General features: G+C 64.3%; 17 protein-coding genes. 14 read left to right on the forward strand and 3 right to left on the reverse strand.

Going from position 1 to position 18974, the window contains the following annotated elements; all coding sequences use genetic code 11:
* The 4 genes from AXZ95_RS13350 to AXZ95_RS13365 all read left to right on the forward strand — a co-directional run.
* The coding region (locus AXZ95_RS13350; RefSeq protein WP_243737918.1) for a DEAD/DEAH box helicase at positions 1–1419 on the forward strand (1419 nt) is incomplete at its 5' end.
* A 180-nt stretch (positions 1420–1599) separates the two neighbouring features.
* A complete protein-coding gene (locus AXZ95_RS13355) occupies positions 1600–1890 on the forward strand; it encodes a WXG100 family type VII secretion target (RefSeq protein ID WP_026307305.1) in 291 nt (96 codons plus the stop codon).
* Positions 1868–2428 carry a hypothetical protein gene (locus AXZ95_RS13360; protein ID WP_231374490.1) on the forward strand — a complete coding sequence of 187 codons (561 nt, stop codon included), beginning with the start codon at positions 1868–1870 and terminating at the stop codon, positions 2426–2428. The genes AXZ95_RS13355 and AXZ95_RS13360 overlap by 23 nt, the downstream gene beginning before the upstream one ends.
* The gene (locus tag AXZ95_RS13365; protein WP_018192307.1) at positions 2409–2681 is read left to right on the forward strand and encodes an EsaB/YukD family protein; all 273 of its coding nucleotides are present in this window, start codon (positions 2409–2411) and stop codon (positions 2679–2681) included. The genes AXZ95_RS13360 and AXZ95_RS13365 overlap by 20 nt, the downstream gene beginning before the upstream one ends.
* 46 nt (positions 2682–2727) lie before the next feature.
* Here the strand turns inward: AXZ95_RS13365 and AXZ95_RS13370 are convergent, their stop codons facing one another.
* Both AXZ95_RS13370 and esaA read right to left on the reverse strand, forming a co-directional pair.
* Complete coding sequence (locus AXZ95_RS13370) at positions 2728–3369, reverse strand: hypothetical protein (protein WP_231374489.1); 642 nt, start codon at positions 3367–3369, stop codon at positions 2728–2730.
* Positions 3370–3447: 78 nt separating this feature from the next.
* Positions 3448–6255, reverse strand: a complete 2808-nt coding sequence (gene esaA, locus AXZ95_RS13375; protein ID WP_018192305.1) for a type VII secretion protein EsaA — start codon at positions 6253–6255, stop codon at positions 3448–3450.
* A gap of 137 nt (positions 6256–6392) precedes the next feature.
* On the opposite strand from esaA, the gene essB reads away from it, so the two are divergent.
* The 10 genes from essB (at position 6393) to AXZ95_RS13425 (ending at position 17047) form a co-directional block, all read left to right on the forward strand.
* Positions 6393–7526, forward strand: coding sequence for a type VII secretion protein EssB (gene essB, locus AXZ95_RS13380; RefSeq protein WP_026307304.1), 1134 nt, complete (start codon positions 6393–6395; stop codon positions 7524–7526).
* The gene (gene essC / locus AXZ95_RS13385; protein ID WP_018192303.1) at positions 7523–11998 is read left to right on the forward strand and encodes a type VII secretion protein EssC; all 4476 of its coding nucleotides are present in this window, start codon (positions 7523–7525) and stop codon (positions 11996–11998) included. Before essB ends, essC begins: the two co-directional genes overlap by 4 nt.
* A gap of 2 nt (positions 11999–12000) precedes the next feature.
* A complete protein-coding gene (locus AXZ95_RS13390) occupies positions 12001–12459 on the forward strand; it encodes a DUF4176 domain-containing protein (protein ID WP_231374488.1) in 459 nt (152 codons plus the stop codon).
* Positions 12456–12725, forward strand: coding sequence for a hypothetical protein (locus tag AXZ95_RS13395; protein WP_018192301.1), 270 nt, complete (start codon positions 12456–12458; stop codon positions 12723–12725). The genes AXZ95_RS13390 and AXZ95_RS13395 overlap by 4 nt, the downstream gene beginning before the upstream one ends.
* The gene (locus AXZ95_RS13400; protein WP_051087323.1) at positions 12722–13075 is read left to right on the forward strand and encodes a hypothetical protein; all 354 of its coding nucleotides are present in this window, start codon (positions 12722–12724) and stop codon (positions 13073–13075) included. The genes AXZ95_RS13395 and AXZ95_RS13400 overlap by 4 nt, the downstream gene beginning before the upstream one ends.
* Positions 13066–14304, forward strand: a complete 1239-nt coding sequence (locus tag AXZ95_RS13405; RefSeq protein ID WP_018192299.1) for a hypothetical protein — start codon at positions 13066–13068, stop codon at positions 14302–14304. Before AXZ95_RS13400 ends, AXZ95_RS13405 begins: the two co-directional genes overlap by 10 nt.
* 4 nt (positions 14305–14308) lie before the next feature.
* A complete protein-coding gene (locus AXZ95_RS13410) occupies positions 14309–15151 on the forward strand; it encodes a hypothetical protein (RefSeq protein WP_018192298.1) in 843 nt (280 codons plus the stop codon).
* Between the two features lie 62 nt (positions 15152–15213).
* Positions 15214–16059: a hypothetical protein gene (locus AXZ95_RS13415; RefSeq protein WP_043742509.1), complete on the forward strand. Its 846-nt coding sequence runs from the start codon at positions 15214–15216 to the stop codon at positions 16057–16059.
* A gap of 71 nt (positions 16060–16130) precedes the next feature.
* Positions 16131–16574 (forward strand): hypothetical protein, encoded by a 444-nt coding sequence (locus AXZ95_RS13420; RefSeq protein WP_018192296.1) that lies wholly within the window; start codon positions 16131–16133, stop codon positions 16572–16574.
* Complete coding sequence (locus tag AXZ95_RS13425; protein WP_018192295.1) at positions 16574–17047, forward strand: DUF5085 family protein; 474 nt, start codon at positions 16574–16576, stop codon at positions 17045–17047. The genes AXZ95_RS13420 and AXZ95_RS13425 overlap by 1 nt, the downstream gene beginning before the upstream one ends.
* An 87-nt stretch (positions 17048–17134) precedes the next feature.
* Here the strand turns inward: AXZ95_RS13425 and AXZ95_RS13430 are convergent, their stop codons facing one another.
* Positions 17135–18964 (reverse strand): thiamine pyrophosphate-requiring protein, encoded by a 1830-nt coding sequence (locus tag AXZ95_RS13430; protein WP_018192294.1) that lies wholly within the window; start codon positions 18962–18964, stop codon positions 17135–17137.
* Positions 18965–18974 lie beyond the last annotated feature (10 nt).

Genomic DNA, 18974 nt, shown 5'->3' on the forward strand with positions numbered 1-18974 from the left:
CGTCCGCGTCGCGATTTCGGTGACCGTGCCGAGCGTCCGCGTCGCGAGTACGACGACCGTCCGCGTCGGGACTTCAGCGACCGCAACGAGCGTCCGCGTCGTCAGTTCGACGACCGCACCGAGCGCCCGCGCCGCGACTCGGACTTCTACCCGTCGCGCGACGAGAAGCCGGCCTTCACACCGACCGACGACGTCGTGCTCGAGCGTCTCGAGGCGGAGGCCATCCAGGCCGAGGACGTCGACGGCGTGACCTTCGCCGACCTGGGCCTCGGCGGCAACATCGTCCGCGCCCTCGCCGAGCTGGGAGCCGACAAGCCGTTCCCCATCCAGGCTGCGACCCTGCCCGACGTCCTCGCCGGCAAGGACGTGCTGGGCCGAGGCCGCACCGGCTCCGGCAAGACCATCGCCTTCGGCGCACCGCTCGCCGAGCGCCTCATGCAGCTGTGGGCCGACTCCGGCAAGGCCGGCGGCAAGCGTCAGCTCGGCCGCGCCCCGCGCGCCCTCATCCTGGCGCCTACGCGTGAGCTGGCGCTGCAGATCGACCGCACCGTGCAGCCCATCGCGCGCAGCGTCGGCCTCTTCACCACCCAGATCTACGGCGGCGTGCCGCAGGGTCGTCAGGTGGGCGCGCTCCAGCGCGGTGTCGACATCGTCATCGGCACACCGGGCCGCATCGAGGACCTTGTCGAGCAGGGCCGTCTGGACCTCAGCGAGGTGCAGATCACCGTCCTCGACGAGGCCGACCACATGTGCGACCTCGGCTTCCTCGAGCCGGTCCAGCGCATCCTGCGTCACACGGCCGAGGGCGGCCAGAAGCTGCTCTTCTCCGCAACGCTCGACTCGGGTGTGGCGCAGCTCGTGGACGAGTTCCTCGTGAACCCGGCCGTGCACGAGGTGGCGGGCGAGGACCAGGCGTCCTCGACCATCGATCACCGCGTGCTCGTGATCGAGCACCGCGACAAGGGCGCCATCATCGAGCAGCTCGCGGACCGCGACGGCAAGACCCTCGTCTTCGCCCGGACACGTGCGTTCGCCGAGATGCTGGCCGAGCAGCTGGAGGACGCCGGCATCCCCGCCGTCAGCCTCCACGGCGACCTGAACCAGTCCCGCCGCACCCGCAACCTCGCGCAGCTCACCAGCGGCCGCGTGAACGTGCTGGTGGCGACGGATGTGGCCGCCCGCGGCATCCACGTCGACGACATCGACCTGGTCATCCAGGCCGACGCTCCGGACGAGTACAAGACGTACCTGCACCGTTCGGGCCGCACCGGCCGCGCCGGCAAGCAGGGCACGGTCGTCACCCTCATCCCGAAGCACCGCCAGCGCCGCATGAACGACCTCCTCGGCCGCGCCGAGATCGAGGCCGACTTCGTGCCTGCCGCCCCCGGCGACGACGTGCTCCTCACCCTCGCGCAGTAACCCGCGCGGGCCTTCCTCCGCCCACCGCTGGCTTCACGGATTCGTGGAGCCGGCGGTGGGCGGAGTCCGTTAACGACCCGGACGGCCATTGCGGACAGGCGCGGGCATCGATCCGGGCTACCTTCATCCCGCGTGTGATATGTTGCGTTGGAACGTGTATTTCAATGAAAGGTGGTCCTCGTGGCCGTTATCAGTGTCACCCCCGAAGAGCTCAAGACTCAGGCGCAGGTCTACTTGACCGCGAAGAGCGAGATCGAGGCTGCGGTTCAGAAGGTCAACAGCATGAACGGCACCATCGCCGAAGAGTGGAAGGGTGCTGCGTTCGAGGCGTACCTGAACCAGTACGACCAGCTCGCCAAGAGCGTGCAGCAGTTCGAGCTGCTCCTCGAGGACATCAACAAGCAGCTGGTCAAGTACGCGGACACCGTTGCCGAGCGCGATGCTCAGGATGCGCAGAGCTTCGGCTTCTGACGCCGGGGGCGCCCGTCGCGCCGGGCTGGCCGGGCTGGCCCTCGTGATGGGTCTCAGCCTGGCTTCCCCTGCGGGCGCGGCGGCCTGGGCCGACACGGGATCCGACCCCGGCGTCGGCCCGGGTGGCGACGGCAGCCTGCAGTTGCTTCCCGAGGTCATCACCAACGACGGCGTGAGTGCCGGGGGATCGATCGACTTCCCGGTGCGCGCTGAGCTCTTCCTGGCGCCGATGAACGAGCGCGCCGCCTCCCGAGAACTCACAGAGGCGTCCATCCCGCACGTGATCGAGTCGACGGACTTCGCCCCGCACGCGAACCCGCTCTTCCTGCGGGACTACTCGGGCGCTCGGGCGCAGCTGTTCGAGAGCTACGCCCCACACGACCTCCCCGCGACGACGATCGACGGTTCCTCTCAGAGCGCCGACCTCTGGTACACGCTGATGATCGTCGCGGCCCTTCCCCTGACCCTGCTGGTGGCGTTCATCGGCTGGAAGACCGCGTCGAGACGACGGAGGACTCATGGCCGATCGGCACATTGACGTCAGCATCGACTTCAATTCTCAACAGCTCGACCTCCGGGTGCCTGCCGCCGTCACGTTGGCGCGACTGACGCAGCTGATCAGCACCGTGCTCGACGAGCACGGCATCGTCATGCCGAGCGATTGGCATCTCGCGGTGAAGGACAAACCGCTGCGCCTCGGCCCCTACGACGTCGTCGGCGACTTCCCGATCGGCGACGGGGACGTTCTGGCGGTGGTCACGCGTTCGCCGGCGACCTCCCCGAACTCGTAGCGCGAATCCCGGTAGCGGAGCACGCGGACATCGTCAGGGCTCACCCTCAGCAGAAGATCCGCAGCGCCTCTGTGTAGCGCTCGGGATCGGCACGAGTTCCGACGGTCACGAGGATCGCGTGCGGGCCGATGCGCCGGGTGAACGCGCCCCGACAGGGAATCTGCACCACCGTGGTCAAGCCGCACTTCCAGGCTTCGATCAGCGCCTCGAGCGAGAGGCGTTCCGGCTGTGCCTCCAGCCCCGCCGACGACGGACGTACTCGCTGCTCGAACTGAGCCTGCATCCACTGCTCCGCTCCCTCCGTGAACGCGTCGTCGCCGATCTCCTCGCGCCACGAGGGGCCGACGAGTTCGCGCAACAGGCGCGCTCGATCGGGCGAGCCGTTCGGAGCCGCTTGCAGACGCTCGAAGATGTCGGGGCTGGGAGTGGTCCCCGCGTGCTGCAGCGCCTCCTCCCAGACGTGCGTCCAGGCAGCCTCCCATTCCGAGGTCGGTGCAGACCTCCTCACGGCGGGAGCCACGGCGATGGGTGTGTCGATGAGCGCGGGCGGGAGATCGTCACCGAGCGGATGAAGCTGCCACGCCTCGCGTAGCCACAGCAGTTCCAGCAGTGACTGCAGATCGTCATCGACCCTGATCATCATGTCGTGCGGCCACGGATTGCCAGGAATCGGCTCAATGGAGAACAACGGACTCCCCTCGACTCGTTGCTCCCATCCTGCCTTCGGGCACGAGAACCGACAATCGGTGGGAGTGCAGGCCGACGATCAGCCGCGCGCTCGCTTGCGGCGCCACGAATTCAGCACCGTCAGCAGGCCCCCGATCAACGAGCCCGCGAGGAAGACGGGGATCCACGTGTAATCGAATGCCGGGGCGGATGTCGCCGCCTTGGGGGTGCTGTTCGTGGTTGTGATGGGATTCGCGAACGAGTCGTAGATCTTCGCGGGATCGGCGCCGTTTGCGCGCGTGTTGGCGAGCACGGTCGAGAACCGCTCGCTGTAGTCGCTGCTCGTCGCCAGGGTGGAGCTACCGGTGGAGATGGTTCCGCTCATCGCATCGAGGACCGCCTGAGTCTCGGTCTGCGTTTTCTGAACGCTGGAGACGAGCTCATCGAAATCCGCGGAGTTGTCTGTGATGATCCGCGCGCTGGCCGCGACGTTCTTGGCGTTCGCACTCGTCGTGGCCACCAGTTGCGAGAGGGTCTCGTAGAGCGCCGGCCCCATGTTCTCGTCGAGATACAGCTCGGAGAGGCCCGGATCCTGGTCGTTCCAGGCGGTCGTCTTCAGCTGGATCACGGTGTTGGACTTCGCTTCCCACAGAGCCGGAGCAGCGTTGACGCTGGTGATCGCTGCGGCGAACCACTGCTCGAGCGCCTGCACAGATCCTGAGAAGTAGCCCTCGGGCACGCTGAGATCGTCCAGAACTGCATAGTTCGCGGAGATGGACGCCAGCTCCGTCGTGACTGCTTCGATCTGCTTGATGATCGCAGCGATGTTGTCCTGGCCGAGTGCCTGGAAGTTGTCCACGTCCACGTCGCTGAGGTACTTCTCGATGTCGACGGCGTCGATGGTGCCGTACCGCTTGGAGACGGATTCCTCGCTGTGAGCGGCAACGACTCCGGTGGCTCCCACCGCGCTCGTGAAGCTCTCGAGGGTGTCGTCAGGGGCACCGTAGAGGAACTGGAGGAGGTTCGCCGCGGTCCGGATGTTGCCCAGGTAGTCGGTGATGGCGACGAAATCGTCGCCCGCGATCCGGGTCCCGGCGGCATCGGCGGGGACGAGGACGTAGACATCCGTCCCGAGGCTGATGGGCGGCACGGGCTCTGCTGCCGTGGTGTCCTGCGCCGTGTACGACAGGGTGGCGCTGCCGACGACATCCTCCAGGTCGATCATGTAGGTCAGACTCGCGGTGAGCGGGGCAGTTCCCTCGCTGTTGTCGAGGGTCGCCGTGCCGGTGGCCTGATTGACCGTCACGCAGTTCGGCGTCGCGTCCGCGCAGGCGGGGGCGACGGTTCCGAGGCCGACCGTCATGCGGGAGGCCTCGAGCGGCTCGGGGAGGTCGACCATCACCGCGTAACGCGATCCGGCGGGAACCGTGACGGGCAGCGTCTTGGTGACCGACTGCTCCGCGGGCTCCGTCGACGTGGAGACCACATTCAGCTGCGGCGCGGCCGTACCGGTCGGATTCTCCCTCGCGTAATGCTGGATGAGGCCCAGCTGGCTGATGTACGGCTGGGGCTCGAACTCGTTGTGTGCGGCCTTGAGTGCGCTGAACAGCTCGGTGTACTGGGCGGGATCCGTCGGAATGAGTGCGACGAGCTGGTCGATCTTCTCCTTGTAGCGTTCCACGGTCGCTGCAGCGGCGCCACTTCCGCTGAACGTGTTGGACAGCTTCCGCGCGAGCGCACTTCTCGCCATCTCAGACGTCAAGGTCTCGGGGCTGACGTCGTAGTTGCTGTCTGTGATCGGCATCGTGATGCCGAAGTACTCGGAAAGGAGGCGGGTCTCCAAGCTCATGAGGTCGGCGCGGGACCTGGCGAGTGCGTCCTCCTGATGCTTGAGCGACTCTTTGACTACTTCTACGCGCCCGTTGACAGAGTTGGCCATCCCGTCGTACTCCTGCACCTTCGCCCTGAGCGACGCAAGCACGCCCGTGTTGTTACCCGACGCGTCCGTCGACGAGAAGCCGTCCAGTCCGCTCCAGCCGTCCGCGCCGGAGAGCAACCCGTCGATGTGGTCCGCGAACGCCTGGTCGTAGTAGCTCTTGTCGGATGCGCTCTGATCGCTGAGGGCGGTGTTGCCGTTCGCCACGTTCGTCGTCGCGATCTGTTCCTGCTGGCGGAAGTATGCGGAGAGCGACGGCTGCTGCCGACCCAGGGAGTCGCTGACGGACGTCAGCGTGTTCGTCGTGTTCGTGGTGAAGCCGTTCTGCGCCGACACCCACGCGCTGTTGAGTCCGCGCAGCACCGTCGCCATGTCGATGCTGCCGTCGTAGCTCTTCGCGGCCTTCTCGAGGTCGGGGCGCAGCGTGTTGGAGACACTGTCCAGGAGCGCAGTCTGGCTGGAGACGACCGACTCCATGTTGACCTGGGCCCCGGAGATGTTCGAGGCGACGCTCGCGAAGTACATCTGCACGATCCGGGAGTTGAAGTCGCGGATGATGGTGAACATCCGGCTTTCGAGCCGCTCCCGGGAGAGCTCGTCGTCGCCGACGACGCGGTAGTCGATGGTCGCCTTGACCGGATTCAGGTCCTGCAGGGTCAGCAGATCATGCGAGAAGGTCCTCGGAAGCACGACGACAGCGCTCACCGTCTCATCGGTGAATGCTCTCTCCGCGACGCTTCGTGAGACGACCTGCCAGTTGTTCTGATCGGCGTTCGAGACGAGGCTGACGAACTCTTTGCCGAACAGGTAAGTGGCGCCGTTGAAGGTCGCGGGTTCGTCCTCGTTCACCAGGGCGATCGTTTGCCTGTCCGCGGGGGCGGCCGCCGTGGCTGCGCTGAGCACGTTCGTCGACGCGGCGAGGAGGAGCGCCAAGGCCACGGTGCCGATGCTGATCAGAACCTTCTTGAGCATGTCGATCCCCCATGAATTCGGTCTCGAAGACGAGCAGGATGTGACCTTATCAGGTTATGACCTGTTATATGTCTGTACTGTTACTTCTGAGCGTACGGCAGATCAGGTGCACAAGCACCGCGACGAAGTGGGTAGGTATGAGGGTTTTCGATGGGCGCGAGACGTTGGAGTTCGAACGCACCGGAGAGACGGTCCGGGTACTGCTGGCCGGTGCGCAGATACGCATGGATTCCATCGACATCGTTCGTCACCATGTCACGCTCGCGGAGGACGTTCCCGAACAGTTCCAAGCCGTCTTGACCTATCGCGTTCCGGCGGCCGCGCGCACAATCCGCCAAGCGGCTTCGGGGGCTCGCACCCGGCTCGAGAAGCTGCAGACCGCTCAGAAGCTGGCCGCTTTGCGGCCACTGGCCGGCAAGTTCCGAATTCCCTTCCTCCACCCGGAGAACATCGTGATCACGGGGGCAGGCGTCTCCGTGACGCACAGCGGCCTCGTCGGGATCCTCGCGCCGATGGCCTTCGACGACGCGCTGTTCCTGAAGGGATACAAGGCGCTCGTGCTGAGCATCCTGCATCCGCGTCTGCCGTTCGAGAAGCTCATCGATGGCACGGCGACTCTGAAGGACGACTTCAGCAAGCGGATCGCCTCCTTCCCGACCGTGGACGACATCGCTGCGTTCGTTGACCGGGAAGTGGCGGAGGAGGCCTCGAGAGCGGCGCGCGAGACCGTGTCGGTTCGGAAGCTCCGCTACCGGCTCACGACGGTGCTCGCAGCAGTCGCCGTCGTGGCCGCCTCGGTGTCGGGATGGTGGGCGTACCAATCCGTCGTGGTGGCTCAGCCGCGGCAGGAAGCGATCATCACGGCCCAGTCCGACTTCCTGACCAGCGACTATGCGCAGACGCTGAAGGACCTTCAGGAGTACGGCCCGAGCGATCTGCCGAAGTCGGCGCGCTACGTCCTGGCCGTGAGCTCGATCAAGCTGACGAAACTGACGGCCGTTCAGAAGCAGACCGTGCTCAACAACATCTCCACGAAGACGGACGACAACACGCTCGACTACTGGATCCACCTCGCACGGGGAGACTTGGATACGGCGCTCAACCTCGCCCAGAACCTCGGTGACGACCAGCTGACCCTGCTCGCGTACACCGACCTCTACGAGGCGACCAAGCTCGACACGTCGATGGAGGGTGCGCGCAAGCAGAAGCTGCTCGACGAGTACGCCAAGAAGATCGAAGAGCTGACCGCACGGCTCGGAGCGAGCCGATGAGCGCGGGTCCCGGCACCGACTTCTTCGCGGTCTCGGCGACTGGACCCTCCGGCGGAGGGCTCCGCGACGACCGGTTGATCGCCGGATCCGTGTTGTTCTCCGTGTATGTGCTCGACGCGGAACTCGTGACGATCCCCCTCACCGAGGAGCGACCGTCCGCCGTCTTCGACGATCTCACCCTCGGGGTCGTCAACGATCGCCTGTTCATCAATGGCGCCGCCGTGCCCGCGGGCCTCACTGAGTGCAACGACCACGTGCTCCTCGTCGTGGATGCTCGTCGAGCGGAATCGACACACCTGGTGTTCGATCCCGACGACCATTTCCTCATCGGCGGCTCCGACAGCGCGAGCATCAGGACCCCGGGTGACGCCCTGGTCGCCATCCACGGCGATACCGTCATCGCTCGCACGGGCGGTGACTTCCTCTACGTGAACGAGCGGCGGGCGGACGAGCGTGAGATCATCCACGCGGCCGCCGTGGGCGACCGCGTCCTGACTGCGGACTACCTCGTCGAGAGGCGTGCGGCGCAGTGGAGGGTGACCACCTTCGCCGACGGCACGGAGCTGGACCGGAGCACGTTCCTCGAACAGGAGCAGCACGACGAGTTCCCGCCCGACTTCCCCGACTATCGTCGGAGCCCCAGGATCACCTTGGAGGTCCCGAGCGACAAAGTGCAGGTGCACAAGATCGCGCCGGCTCAGAAGCCCGACAAGAACAGCATCCTGAAGGCCCTTCTCCCGCCGCTGGGAATGGTCGCCGTCGGCGTGGCCACCACCGTGCTCTCCGGGCGCAATCCGCTGATGATGCTCGGCATGGCCATTCTGAGCCTGCTGACCGCCGCGTTCACCGTCTCCCAGTTCGTGGCAGATCGGCGTGAGCGCCGGAAGGAGGACGACGCACGCCGGGACGACTACGAGCGTTACCTCGTCAACGTCACGGCGTCGCTGACGCGTCTCTGCGAGCAGGAGAAGAGCGTCCGTGACTACAACGCGCCCGGTCCCGAGGCGCTGGTGCGCATGGTGACCGCCTACGGCCCGCGGATCTATGAACGGCTTCCCAACAACAAGGACTTCCTGGACGTCTCGCTGGGGACAGGAGACGCTCCGTCGTCCTTGACGGTCACCTCGGACGCCAACGAGAGAGATGACGACACGGACACTCGACGGGTGGCCGAGCTGGTCGACCGGTTCTCGACGCAGCAGAACGTCCCGATCACGCTGAGCCTCCGAACGCAGACGCTCGGGCTGGTCGGCACGGATGACGCCGTGCGTACCGCCGCGGCGAACCTTCTGCTCCAGCTCGCCGTCTTCCAGTCCTATCGCGACGTCAACTTCATCGCCCTGGTTCCGGGCAAGTCGTATCGCGAGAACTGGCACCCGTGGCGCTTTCTTCCGCACTTCACGATGCAGGGCCTCAATGTCCGCGGGCTCGTCCACAACGCGAAGACACGGGACATGATCCTGAACAGCTTCACGCAGATCCTCAGCAAGCGACGGCAGGCGCTGACACAGGCGGGCCGGGAGAAGCCGGTCTTCTCCCCGCATTACGTGCTGTCGATCCTCGACGACTCCTACCTCGCCGGGCATGGCATCAACGAGTTCCTCGCCGAGGACATGACGGAGCTGGGCGTCACGGTCATCTGGTGCCGGGAGGACCGCAAGCAGCTTCCCGAGACGGTGTCCGCGCTCGTCGAGTACCGCAACCGGAGCGCCGGCGTACTCGTGAACGACGACCGCGTCTACGTCGCCCGCGATTTCGTGCCGTATCCGACTCCGCCCGACCGCGACCTGGCGCTGCGCAGGCTCGCGAACCTCACTCACGTGGAGGTCGAGAAGAACGCCATCCCGAAGGCCGTCACCTTCTTGGAGATGTACGACGTCAAGCACGTAGACGACCTGGGCGTCGCCCAGCGGTGGGCCGGTGCGGACACCTCCAAGACGCTCGCCGTCCCGCTCGGTCTGCGCGGGAAGGACGACCTCGTTGAACTGAATCTCCACGAGCGCGCGCACGGACCGCATGGACTCGTGGCGGGTACGACCGGCTCCGGCAAGTCCGAGATCGTGCAGTCGTACATCCTGTCTCTCGCCGTGAACTTCGCACCGGAGGACGTCGGCTTCCTCCCCATCGACTTCAAGGGCGGCGGGATGGCCAACCTTTTCGCGCGGCTGCCCCACCTTCTCGGGTCGATCACCAACCTCGATGGCGCGGCCTCCGCTCGCGCGCTCGCCTCCATCCGCGCCGAGCTCCAGAAGCGTCAGCGCCTGTTCGCGCAGTACGACGTGAACCACATCAACGGCTACACCCGGCTCTACAAGCTCGGAAAGAACTCCGACGGCCGTGAGATCGGGGCGAAGTATCCGGCTCTGCCGATGCCGCATCTCTTCCTGATCTCCGATGAGTTCGCTGAGCTCAAGGCCAACCAGCCGGAGTTCATGGAAGAGTTGGTGTCGACGGCCCGTATCGGCCGATCCCTCGGCGTCCACCTGATTCTCGCGACTCAGAAGCCCAGCGGAGTTGTGAACGACCAGATCTGGTCGAACAGCCGCTTCAAGCTCGCGCTCAAGGTGGCCGACGTCTCCGACTCGCAGGAGATCATCAAGACCCCCGACGCGGCCGGCATCGTCGAGCCGGGACGCGCCTATCTCCAGGTCGGCAACAACGAGATCTACGAGCTGTTCCAGTCGGCCTGGTCGGGGGCCGACTACGACCCGGGCAAGACCGAGAAGAAGACGGTCGATGAGCGCATCTACCTGATCAACGACTTCGGGCAGTACGAGCTCTGGACCCGTGACCTGTCCGGCGACGAGGCGGCACAGGAGGCCCGGAAGGAGAAGGTGAGCGAGCTCGACGCGGTCGTCGAGCATCTGGCGGCGCTCGCCGCGGAGTCGGGGGCGGTCCTCCCGGAGAAGCCGTGGCTGCCGCCCCTGGGGAGCCGGATCCCGTCGCCTCCCGTCGACGCGGAGCCGGGCGTCCCGCTCGGTCTGCTCGACATCCCCAGCAAGCAGGCGCAGGAGGTGTACCGCTTCAGCCTCGCTGAGGCCGGCCACACGGCCGTCTTCGGCAGCCCGGGCTACGGCGCCTCGACGCTGCTCCAGACGCTCGTGATGAACCTGGCCCGGCAGAACACTCCCGAGCAGATGCAGTTCATGCTGCTGGACCTCGGAAACAACGGACTGCTCCCGTTGGCGCCCCTTCCGCATGTCGCAGACATCGTGACGTTGGAGGAAGACGAGAAGTTCCAGAAGGCCATGGAGCGCATCGCCGGCGTGCTGGCCGACCGGAAGAGCCTCCTCCGCAGCGTCGGCGTGGCAACCCTCGCTCAGTACACGGTCAAGACCGGCCAGTCGCTCCCGACCCTGCTGAACGTCCTCGACGGCTACGACGGCCTCGCACAGGACAAGCGGAAGGAGGCGATCGACGCCCAGCTCATCCAGGTCCTGCGAGAGGGTGCGGCACTCGGCGTGTACCTGGTGCTCACGGCGAACCGCGCGAACTCGATGCGCATGAATATGACCAGCAACATCCCGACCTCGATCGCCCTCTATCTGAACGATGAGGCGGACGTCGCGGCCCTCTTCGGCCGTGATCGGGTCATGCAGGCCGAGATCCTCGGCCGCGGCCAGCTCCAGCTCGAGTCTCCGACCGCGATCCAGATCTTCCTGCCCTGCGACGGAGCGGACGATGCGGCCGTTCTGGACACCCTGGAGAAGGAGGTCGCCGCCATCGGCGAAGCGTGGACGGGCGCGCGCCCGGAGCGGATCCCGATGGTGCCGCAGGAGCTGACGGTGGAGGCGTTCGGAAGCCGGGTATCCCGCGGGGCGTCCCAGAACAAGCTCTTCCTCGGGTTGAACAAGGGCAGTGCCCTGCCGGAGAGCTTCGACCTGTTTGTCGGTAAGGCGTTGGCCATTTTCCCTGCGACAGGGAAGCAAGCGGCGTCAACGTATCCGTTCGTGATCGAAGGTCTGCTGGATGCGATCGCCGGCGAACACCTTGTCGTCATCGACGCTCATGACACGCTCAGGCCGCTTCTCGGAGCTACCGAATGCCTCTACATCGGAAAGGCGGCGCTGAAGAGTCATGCCGAGGCGGTCAAAAAGGCGCTGACGGATCTGACCGAGTTCGGAACACAGACGCCGAGCTGCATCCTGATCAACGGCATGACCGATGTGTTGGAGAAGCTCATGCTGCCGACCGATCAGCTAGCCGAGCTTCTCGGCGCCAGCGGCGATCACGTCCAGGTGATCCTGTTCGACCACGTTTCCAAGGTGAACAGTAATTTCGGCTTGATCGCGACACTCAAAGAGAACGTGGACCAGCTCCTCTTCGGTGGCGACCTGGGAACGCAGCGGTTCGTCGACAACCTGCCCCTCGCGGCCCGGAGGCAGGCGGCCAGCAAGAACGTCCTCCATTCGCTAAAGGATGACGAACTCTCCGAGATCGTCATCCCCACCATCCAGCAGAACGAAGGATGACGATGACCCTCGAAATGACAGGCGACCTCCTGGGCTTGGGGTCCATCGTTCGGCTGGAGACCGAGAGCGCTTCCGGCTTGTTCGTCGTTCTTGCGAGAGGAGCGTTCCGACCGGATAACACGCGGAACGAGGTCATCGCGCGCTACCTGGTAGGTCCCCATCCCTATGGGGAGGCGCCGGATAGGGAGACGTTCCCTATTGTGGCCACTGAAATCCATACTGTTGTTCATCATGGCTACACTGATGTTGCTGATACGGAATTTCTCGCGGATCTTCTCGACCGGATGGAGAACGGGCGTCGCAAGACGACGCAGGCAAAGCAGTTCGCGGGTGCCCTCACGGACATCCCCGATGCCCTTTCCTCGGGGCAGGAGAGCGAGAAGGCGGCGCGGGTCCGCGTGGACCCGTTCTTTGAACTTCGGGGGTTGGTCCAGCAGCAAGACAGGAAGGGTGAGTCGTGAAGGTTGCATCAAACGTCGGTGCCGCACAGGACGCCGTCTCGGAGTTCGCGGAGCTTGACACGAGCGGGGGAGGCCAGCAGGTGACCCTGAGCGAGAGCAACGTTTCGAGCATGCAAGACGGATCAAGCGTCGCGAACAGACTTCTTGACTGCATCTCTGAACTCGCGTCCGGCGTGAAAGGTCAGGCGAGCAACGTAACCGCCCTTGCGGCCGAGATCCAGGATCGGGACAAGCAGGACGCGAGCGGCTGGTGCGAAGCGCGATGAAACATCTGAGTGCACAGCAGGTCGAGATCGAGCAGAGGATTCGGGCTCACGAGGACAACACGGCCGAACAGTTGGCGACGATTCGTGTACTTGAGGAGCAGTGGGACGACTACCGGCGAGTGATGCGGGAGAACACGGCCCTGTTCGAACAAGCCGGCATCGCCATGGGCGCGGATAACTACTTCGTGAAGAAGGGCCTAGTGGCGAGACGAGAGGTCGACAGTTACGTCGGCCAACTGGCGAATGAACAGGCCGAGCTCTTCGAGGAGACAGCGAGCAGCATCCGCTCGTCATCCGAAGAAGAGCTGGAACGCATGCGGCGAGAGAAAGCAGGCATGTCATGGGCTTGATTTACGACTCCGGCGACTCGGGAAACCTCAAAGCCGCACTGTCGGCGAACCTCACAGCCGCGTCCGCCGTGCTGACGAAGCTGAGTAGCGCGTCCGCCCGTCTGACCACCGCTCTGGGCACCGGGGAGCTGTCCGGGAAGGGCTATACGGCAGTCGATTCGTTGTTCGCGCAGATCATCGCGCCGTGCGTCAAAGAGGCGAAGGACGAGATCGACTCGATCTCTGGCGAGCTCGAAACCTACACGAGCGAAAACGCCAAGGTGAGCAAGTTCGGGGTGCTCAAAGAGGATGAGCTGAATACGCAACTCACGGCGACCAAGAAGCAGCGCGACGCGACCGAACACCAGATCGAAGTCCACGAACGTGCCGCGAACTCGTCGACAGCAGTGCCTGGGCTCAGTGAAGCGTTGCAGGCCAAGAACGCTCAATTGGAGTTGGTGCTGAACCAGCTCGAGAAGGACATCCACGAGCTGGAAGACAAGATCAAAGCGCTGCGCGACTTCGCTGCGGCAACCAAGGGTCTCTTCATGGGGCGGCTCGAGAACCTGGCAGCCGCCACAGGCGACGTCATCGCCCTGCTGAAGAGCCTGAGCGAGCCGGCCGTGATGCCCGGCGTGAAGCTTGACCTGCTCGGGGGTACGGGGGATGGATTAGGGGCCGCTGCGACGAGGGCGGACATCCTCGACTACCTCAAGGGCGGGAAGATCAAGGCGGACGACAAGGGCCGCCTGAAGGTCGGCGGGAAGTTCCTCTACAACCAGAGCGGACAGTTCCTTTATGGCGGGGGCAAGGGCTTCAACGAGGCCACCGGGCTCAAGATCGACCACTACAAGCAGCCTGTCAAAGCAGGCGCAATGGGGGCGCTCAAATCTCCGGTTGACGATTTTACTGGCTGGAAGGGTGCCTCGAAGCTTGCCAAATACGGCAAGGGCCTCGGCGCCGCGGGCAGCGTTCTCACGGTCGGCAGCAATATCGATAAATACTTCGGCGACGGCGAGGCCACCGGCCATGACTACGCAGATTTTGCAGTCGATACCACCGTCGATCTCGCTAGCGCGGCCGTATCGGCGGGCGCAGGCGCTGCAATCGGCTCACTGATTCTGCCACCTGCCGGCACGATCGTTGGCGCGATCGCCGGGTTTGTCATCGGCTTCGCCCTCGACAACAACTTGTTCGGTCCCTCAGCGACAGATCTGGCCAAAGAGGAAATCAAGAAAGCGTATCGCTGAGGTTATGACGAACACGAAGAAGCTAACCGCCGCCGAGGCGAACCGCGCATACTTCATAGCCCTAGCGAACAGTCGCGGATCCGTGAGTATGCTTTCCGCCCTAGCGCTGCCGACAATCCTGATCCTTTTCATCTCGAACGTCGGTCCTTTGAACCCCTCGTACCTCGGCGGCTACGAGATTTTCAGGTCGATTTCTGTCGCGAACCAGGCGCTCATCGGGGCGTGTTCGGCGGTCTACCTCATCTTGACCGTGTTGAAGAGGTTGACCTACAGGTTTCAGGTTCTGACGTCGTGGGTTATGGCGACCATGGCCGCGATCATGATTTACGGCCTGTGTTTGCTCACACTTCCCATGGCGGCATATGTGCGCGACAAGCACCTGTTTGTCACGCTGTTTGGCACCTTCGCTCTAGTCGCTGTATTGCTGCTTGCCAGTGCAACGGCGGTGCATGCAGTGCTGCTGCGGCGCAGGCTCAAGGTGGGGCACTCGGAAAAACGCACGGCAGGCAACTATTTGGCAGTGTCCGCGTCTAACAGATCGAAGATGTTCTGGATCATCTTCGGAGTCATCGCCGTAGTGCCGAACGTGGTGACACAAGGCCGATACGTCCCGAACCTCATCGGGATTTGTGGTCTGATCCTTTTCGGGTGTCTCACCACTAGCCTTCCGGTCGAGTTTGCTTATCTCGCCTATCTGAAGTCGAAAGATCGTGACTACTGGGAGCGTCCGCCCCGTCCGGTTGCGAAGGACGTGCGCCGGAGGCTTGCCAGGAAGATCATCCTCTGGGTGCTGGGGGTATCGGTGGCTCTCGCTGCGTTCTGGGTCCTGGCCAAGTACGTCTTGTGAATGGCGCTTCCACGACGGACGTGGCCAAAGATGCGATCAAGAAGACCTATCGGTGATTTGCGGTGAATAAGAACAAGACGCCAAGCGCTGCGGAGGCGAATCGTGCCTATTTCACAGCGTTAGCCAATACCCGAGCGTCGCTGGCGAGCCTTCCAGGTGTAACGATCCTGGTCATTTTGCTCCTCAGCCTCGATACGTTCGCCGGCATTCAAGCGCTCGTGTTCCATGAAGGCGCTGGTTTGTTCTTGCCACTCTTTACGGTTCACTTGATCGTTCTGGGCATGTGCGGCTTCGTGCTGATTCTTACAGTCTCCAAGCGCGCGGTCTTCCGGTTCCAGACACTCTTTTCGGTTGTGATGGCGAGCATGTCGGCGCTATTGGTGTACAGCATCAGCATTATGGCGGTCGTCATTTCATCATTCGACAGTGCCACCAGCCGTCTGTCTCCCGCGATGTTCTACGTAATCGGCGCGGCGGCGTTGGTTCTGACGGGCGGTGCATCCGGGTTCCACGCTTTGTTGTTGCGGCGCCGTCTGAGGCTCGGCCACTCGGAAAACCGCACCGTCGGAAATTACCTGGCTGTTTCACGGTCCAATACGTCGAAAATCTACTGGGCCACCTTCGGGCTGGTGATGATCATTCCCAGCGTATTGACACAAGGCCAATATCTCGTGAACTGCATAGGGATCATCATGCTGATCGTCTTCGCTTGCTTCACGACCAGTCTTCCGGTCGAGTTTGCGTACCTCGCCTATCTGAAGTCGAAGGATCGTGACTACTGGGAGCGTCCTCCTCGCCCCGTGGCGAAGGAAGTACGTCTAAGGCTTGCCAGGAAGATCGTCCTCTGGGTCGTGGGGGTGGCGGAGGCTCTCGCTCTGTTCTGGGTACTGGCCAAGTACGTCCTGTGACCGCGGTTGCCGGCTTATCCGCCGCACATCCTGAACGGTTCTGAACGAAACAACGAGAAAGAGGACTCACCGTGAAACTCCAACCGCGCACGCTGAGCATGAACAACGTCGTGAGCTACACACTCGACCTTCACGAGGGCGACGAGCTCCTGGGAATCGTCGACGGCACTGCCGACTACTTCCGCCAGGTGCTGGTGCACAACGGTTACTACACCACGGGCCCGATGGTCTTTCGGGGACTTCCTGGATCGGAGACCTTCACCCTCATGACCACTCTGGGTAATCGTGTGAATATGGTCGGTGATCGCCACTCCGGATTCGAATTCCATGAGCGCGTAGAGCTGGAGACTGACTACTTCTATCGTCACTGGGATGTCGAGGAGCCACTGCCGTACGACGCGATCGAGGAGGCGGTGGCAGAAGAAGGATTGAGTCTTCAGAGCGTCTATCACGTGATCCTCGACTTCTACGGCGAGTCCGTGCTCGACCTATACGCGCAGGTGGAGAAGCGGTGATGGCCACGCCGTTTCATGACGTGACGTTCGGTGAAAGACTCTCCTTTCAGAACGTGGTGAGCCACCGCACAAAGTGTCACTACACGGCGATGGCGGCGCAATTCGACGAGTTCGTGTCCCGGGTCGAGGCGACCGGCTGCGAACCCGTGGGGCCGCTCTTCTACAGTCTCAACAACGTGCCAATGGACGAGATGGTCGATATCGAGACGTTCCTCCCGATTCGGCAAGGCACCTTCCCGCGTCACGAGGATTTTCTGTTTCATTCGTACGTCGACGTCTCCCCTCTCCTGAGAGGGATCGTCAAGGGTGAATTCGAGGAGCAGACTGAAGCGGTTTACACGCAGCTTCTGGCGACGTTGGAAGCGAACGATCTGGAGATCAATTCGCCCTTCTACCACGTGTTCCAAAAGGATCCGTCGCCATTCGTCCTGGTCTACGTCGGGTACGTCGACCCGGACCAGAGCGCCCCATGATGAGCTTGCGCACCCAAGGCAGTACGGAACAAGCACACCCTCGTCCACACCCCGATGCAGTAGGTCGGGCTCGGGCGGGCGGCCGCTTCACCCCTCGTCGTCGCCGCGGTCCCGGTGCAGCACCCCCTTCACGCGCTCCACGCCCTCGGTGACCAGCGAGGTGGCCGAGTCCTTGATGGCGCCGAGCCCGTCCGGGTCGCCCTTCAGCAGCGCGAACGCCGTGTTCTTGGCGAACTCGGCCGTGATGTGCGGGGGGAGGGGCGGGACGTTCTTGCTGGTGTGCGCGTCGATCAGCGTGACGCCGCGGTGGGCGAATGCGGCATCCCACGCGGCGGCGACATCGTCGTCGTCGGTCACGGTGATGCCGTTGAAGCCGAGGAGGCGCGCCCACCCGGCGTAGTCGACGGACTCGACGGTCTGTGCGGTCTCCCAGACGGGGTTCGCGTCCTCGGTGCGCATCTCCCACGAGACCTGCGTGAGGTCGTCGTTGTGCAGCACCAGGACGATGAAGGTCGGGTCGGACCAGCGTGACAGGTACTTCTTGATGGTGATGAGCTCGTTCATCCCGAGCATCTGGAACGCGCCGTCGCCGATGGTGCAGACGACCGTCCGGTCGGGATACGCGAACTTCGCCGCCTCCGCGTAGGGCATCGCGGCGATCATCGTGGCGAGGCGGCCCGAGAGGTCGCCGAGCATCCCGTCGTGAAGCCGGATGTAGTGGCCGTACCAGTCGGCGGTGGTGCCCGCGTCGGCGGTGACGATCGCGCCGGCGGGCAGCCGCGTGTTCAACTCCGCGTACACCCGGCGCGGGTTCACTCCGTCGTCGTAGGTCTGATCGGCCTGGGCGGCGAGCTCGTCGTCCCACGTCCGCATGTCGTCGGCGACCTTCTCCTGCCAGGAGAGGTCCTCCTTCTGGGTGAGCAGGGGGAGGAGTCCGGCGAGGGCGGTCTTCACGTCCGCCCAGATGCTCACCTCGGTCGGGTACCGCAGGCCGAGCTGCTCGGGTCGCAGGTCGATCTGTACGGCCCGCGCCTGCCCGGTCGCCGGGAGGAACTGCCCGTACGGATAGTTCGTGCCGAGCAGCACGAGCGTGTCGCACTCCTTCATCTGGTGGTAGCTCGGCCGGGAGCCGAGGAGCCCCAGCTGCTGGGTGTGGAACGGCACGTCCGACGGCACGACCTGCTTCCCGCGGAGGGAGGTGATGACCCCGGCGCCGGCGAGCTTCGCCGCGTCAAGCACCTCCGCGGTCGCACCGTTCGCCCCGGCGCCCACCAGGAAGGTGACGCGCTCGCCGGCGTTGATCAGATCGGCGGCGGCCTGCAGTTGCTCCAGCGGGGGAGCGATGGCGGTGGATGGCGCCACAGCACTCGAACGCGACTGCCACATCTCGGGCCCCGGCTCCACCATCTTCTGCCCCTGCACGTCGTGCGGAAGGATGATCACGCACGGCTGCAGCCGGGTGATCGCGGTCCGGAACGCGGTGTCGACGACGGCCTGCGCCTGCGCGGGCGATACGATCGTCTGCACGTACGCGGCGACATCCGAGAAGGTCCGCTCGAGGTGGCTCTCCTGCTGGTTGAACGTCCCCAGCGAGTCGAGGCCCTGCTGGCCGACGATCGCGACGACGGGCTGGTTGTCCATCTTCGCGTCGTACAGGCCGTTGATCAGGTGGAACCCGCCCGGGCTCGACGTGGCGACGCACACGCCGACCTCGCCGGTGAACTTCGCGTGCGCCGTCGCCATCAACGCGGCGATCTCCTCGTGCGTCGGACGGATGTACTCCACGCCCTCCCCGGCCCGTTCCGCCTTGCCGAGGGCGCCGTCGAACTCCCCGATGCCGTCGCCGGGGAATCCGAACACGCGCCGCACGCCCCACTCCCGGATCCGCTCGATCACGAACTCGCTCACCGTCGTCATGCTGTCTCTC

This window comes from Leifsonia sp. 115AMFTsu3.1, assembly GCF_004362795.1.
Classification (GTDB): Bacteria; Actinomycetota; Actinomycetes; order Actinomycetales; family Microbacteriaceae; genus Leifsonia.

Excerpts from the sequence above, each read along its gene's own strand:
- AXZ95_RS13360 (WP_231374490.1), top strand. The coding sequence starts at position 1,868 with ATGCGCAGAGCTTCGGCTTCTGACGCCGGGGGCGCCCGTCGCGCCGGG.
- AXZ95_RS13365 (WP_018192307.1), top strand. The coding sequence starts at position 2,409 with ATGGCCGATCGGCACATTGACGTCAGCATCGACTTCAATTCTCAACAG.
- esaA (WP_018192305.1), bottom strand. The coding sequence starts at position 6,255 with ATGCTCAAGAAGGTTCTGATCAGCATCGGCACCGTGGCCTTGGCGCTC.
- essB (WP_026307304.1), top strand. The coding sequence starts at position 6,393 with ATGAGGGTTTTCGATGGGCGCGAGACGTTGGAGTTCGAACGCACCGGA.
- essC (WP_018192303.1), top strand. The coding sequence starts at position 7,523 with ATGAGCGCGGGTCCCGGCACCGACTTCTTCGCGGTCTCGGCGACTGGA.
- AXZ95_RS13390 (WP_231374488.1), top strand. The coding sequence starts at position 12,001 with ATGACCCTCGAAATGACAGGCGACCTCCTGGGCTTGGGGTCCATCGTT.
- AXZ95_RS13400 (WP_051087323.1), top strand. The coding sequence starts at position 12,722 with ATGAAACATCTGAGTGCACAGCAGGTCGAGATCGAGCAGAGGATTCGG.
- AXZ95_RS13405 (WP_018192299.1), top strand. The coding sequence starts at position 13,066 with ATGGGCTTGATTTACGACTCCGGCGACTCGGGAAACCTCAAAGCCGCA.
- AXZ95_RS13410 (WP_018192298.1), top strand. The coding sequence starts at position 14,309 with ATGACGAACACGAAGAAGCTAACCGCCGCCGAGGCGAACCGCGCATAC.
- AXZ95_RS13425 (WP_018192295.1), top strand. The coding sequence starts at position 16,574 with ATGGCCACGCCGTTTCATGACGTGACGTTCGGTGAAAGACTCTCCTTT.
- AXZ95_RS13430 (WP_018192294.1), bottom strand. The coding sequence starts at position 18,964 with ATGACGACGGTGAGCGAGTTCGTGATCGAGCGGATCCGGGAGTGGGGC.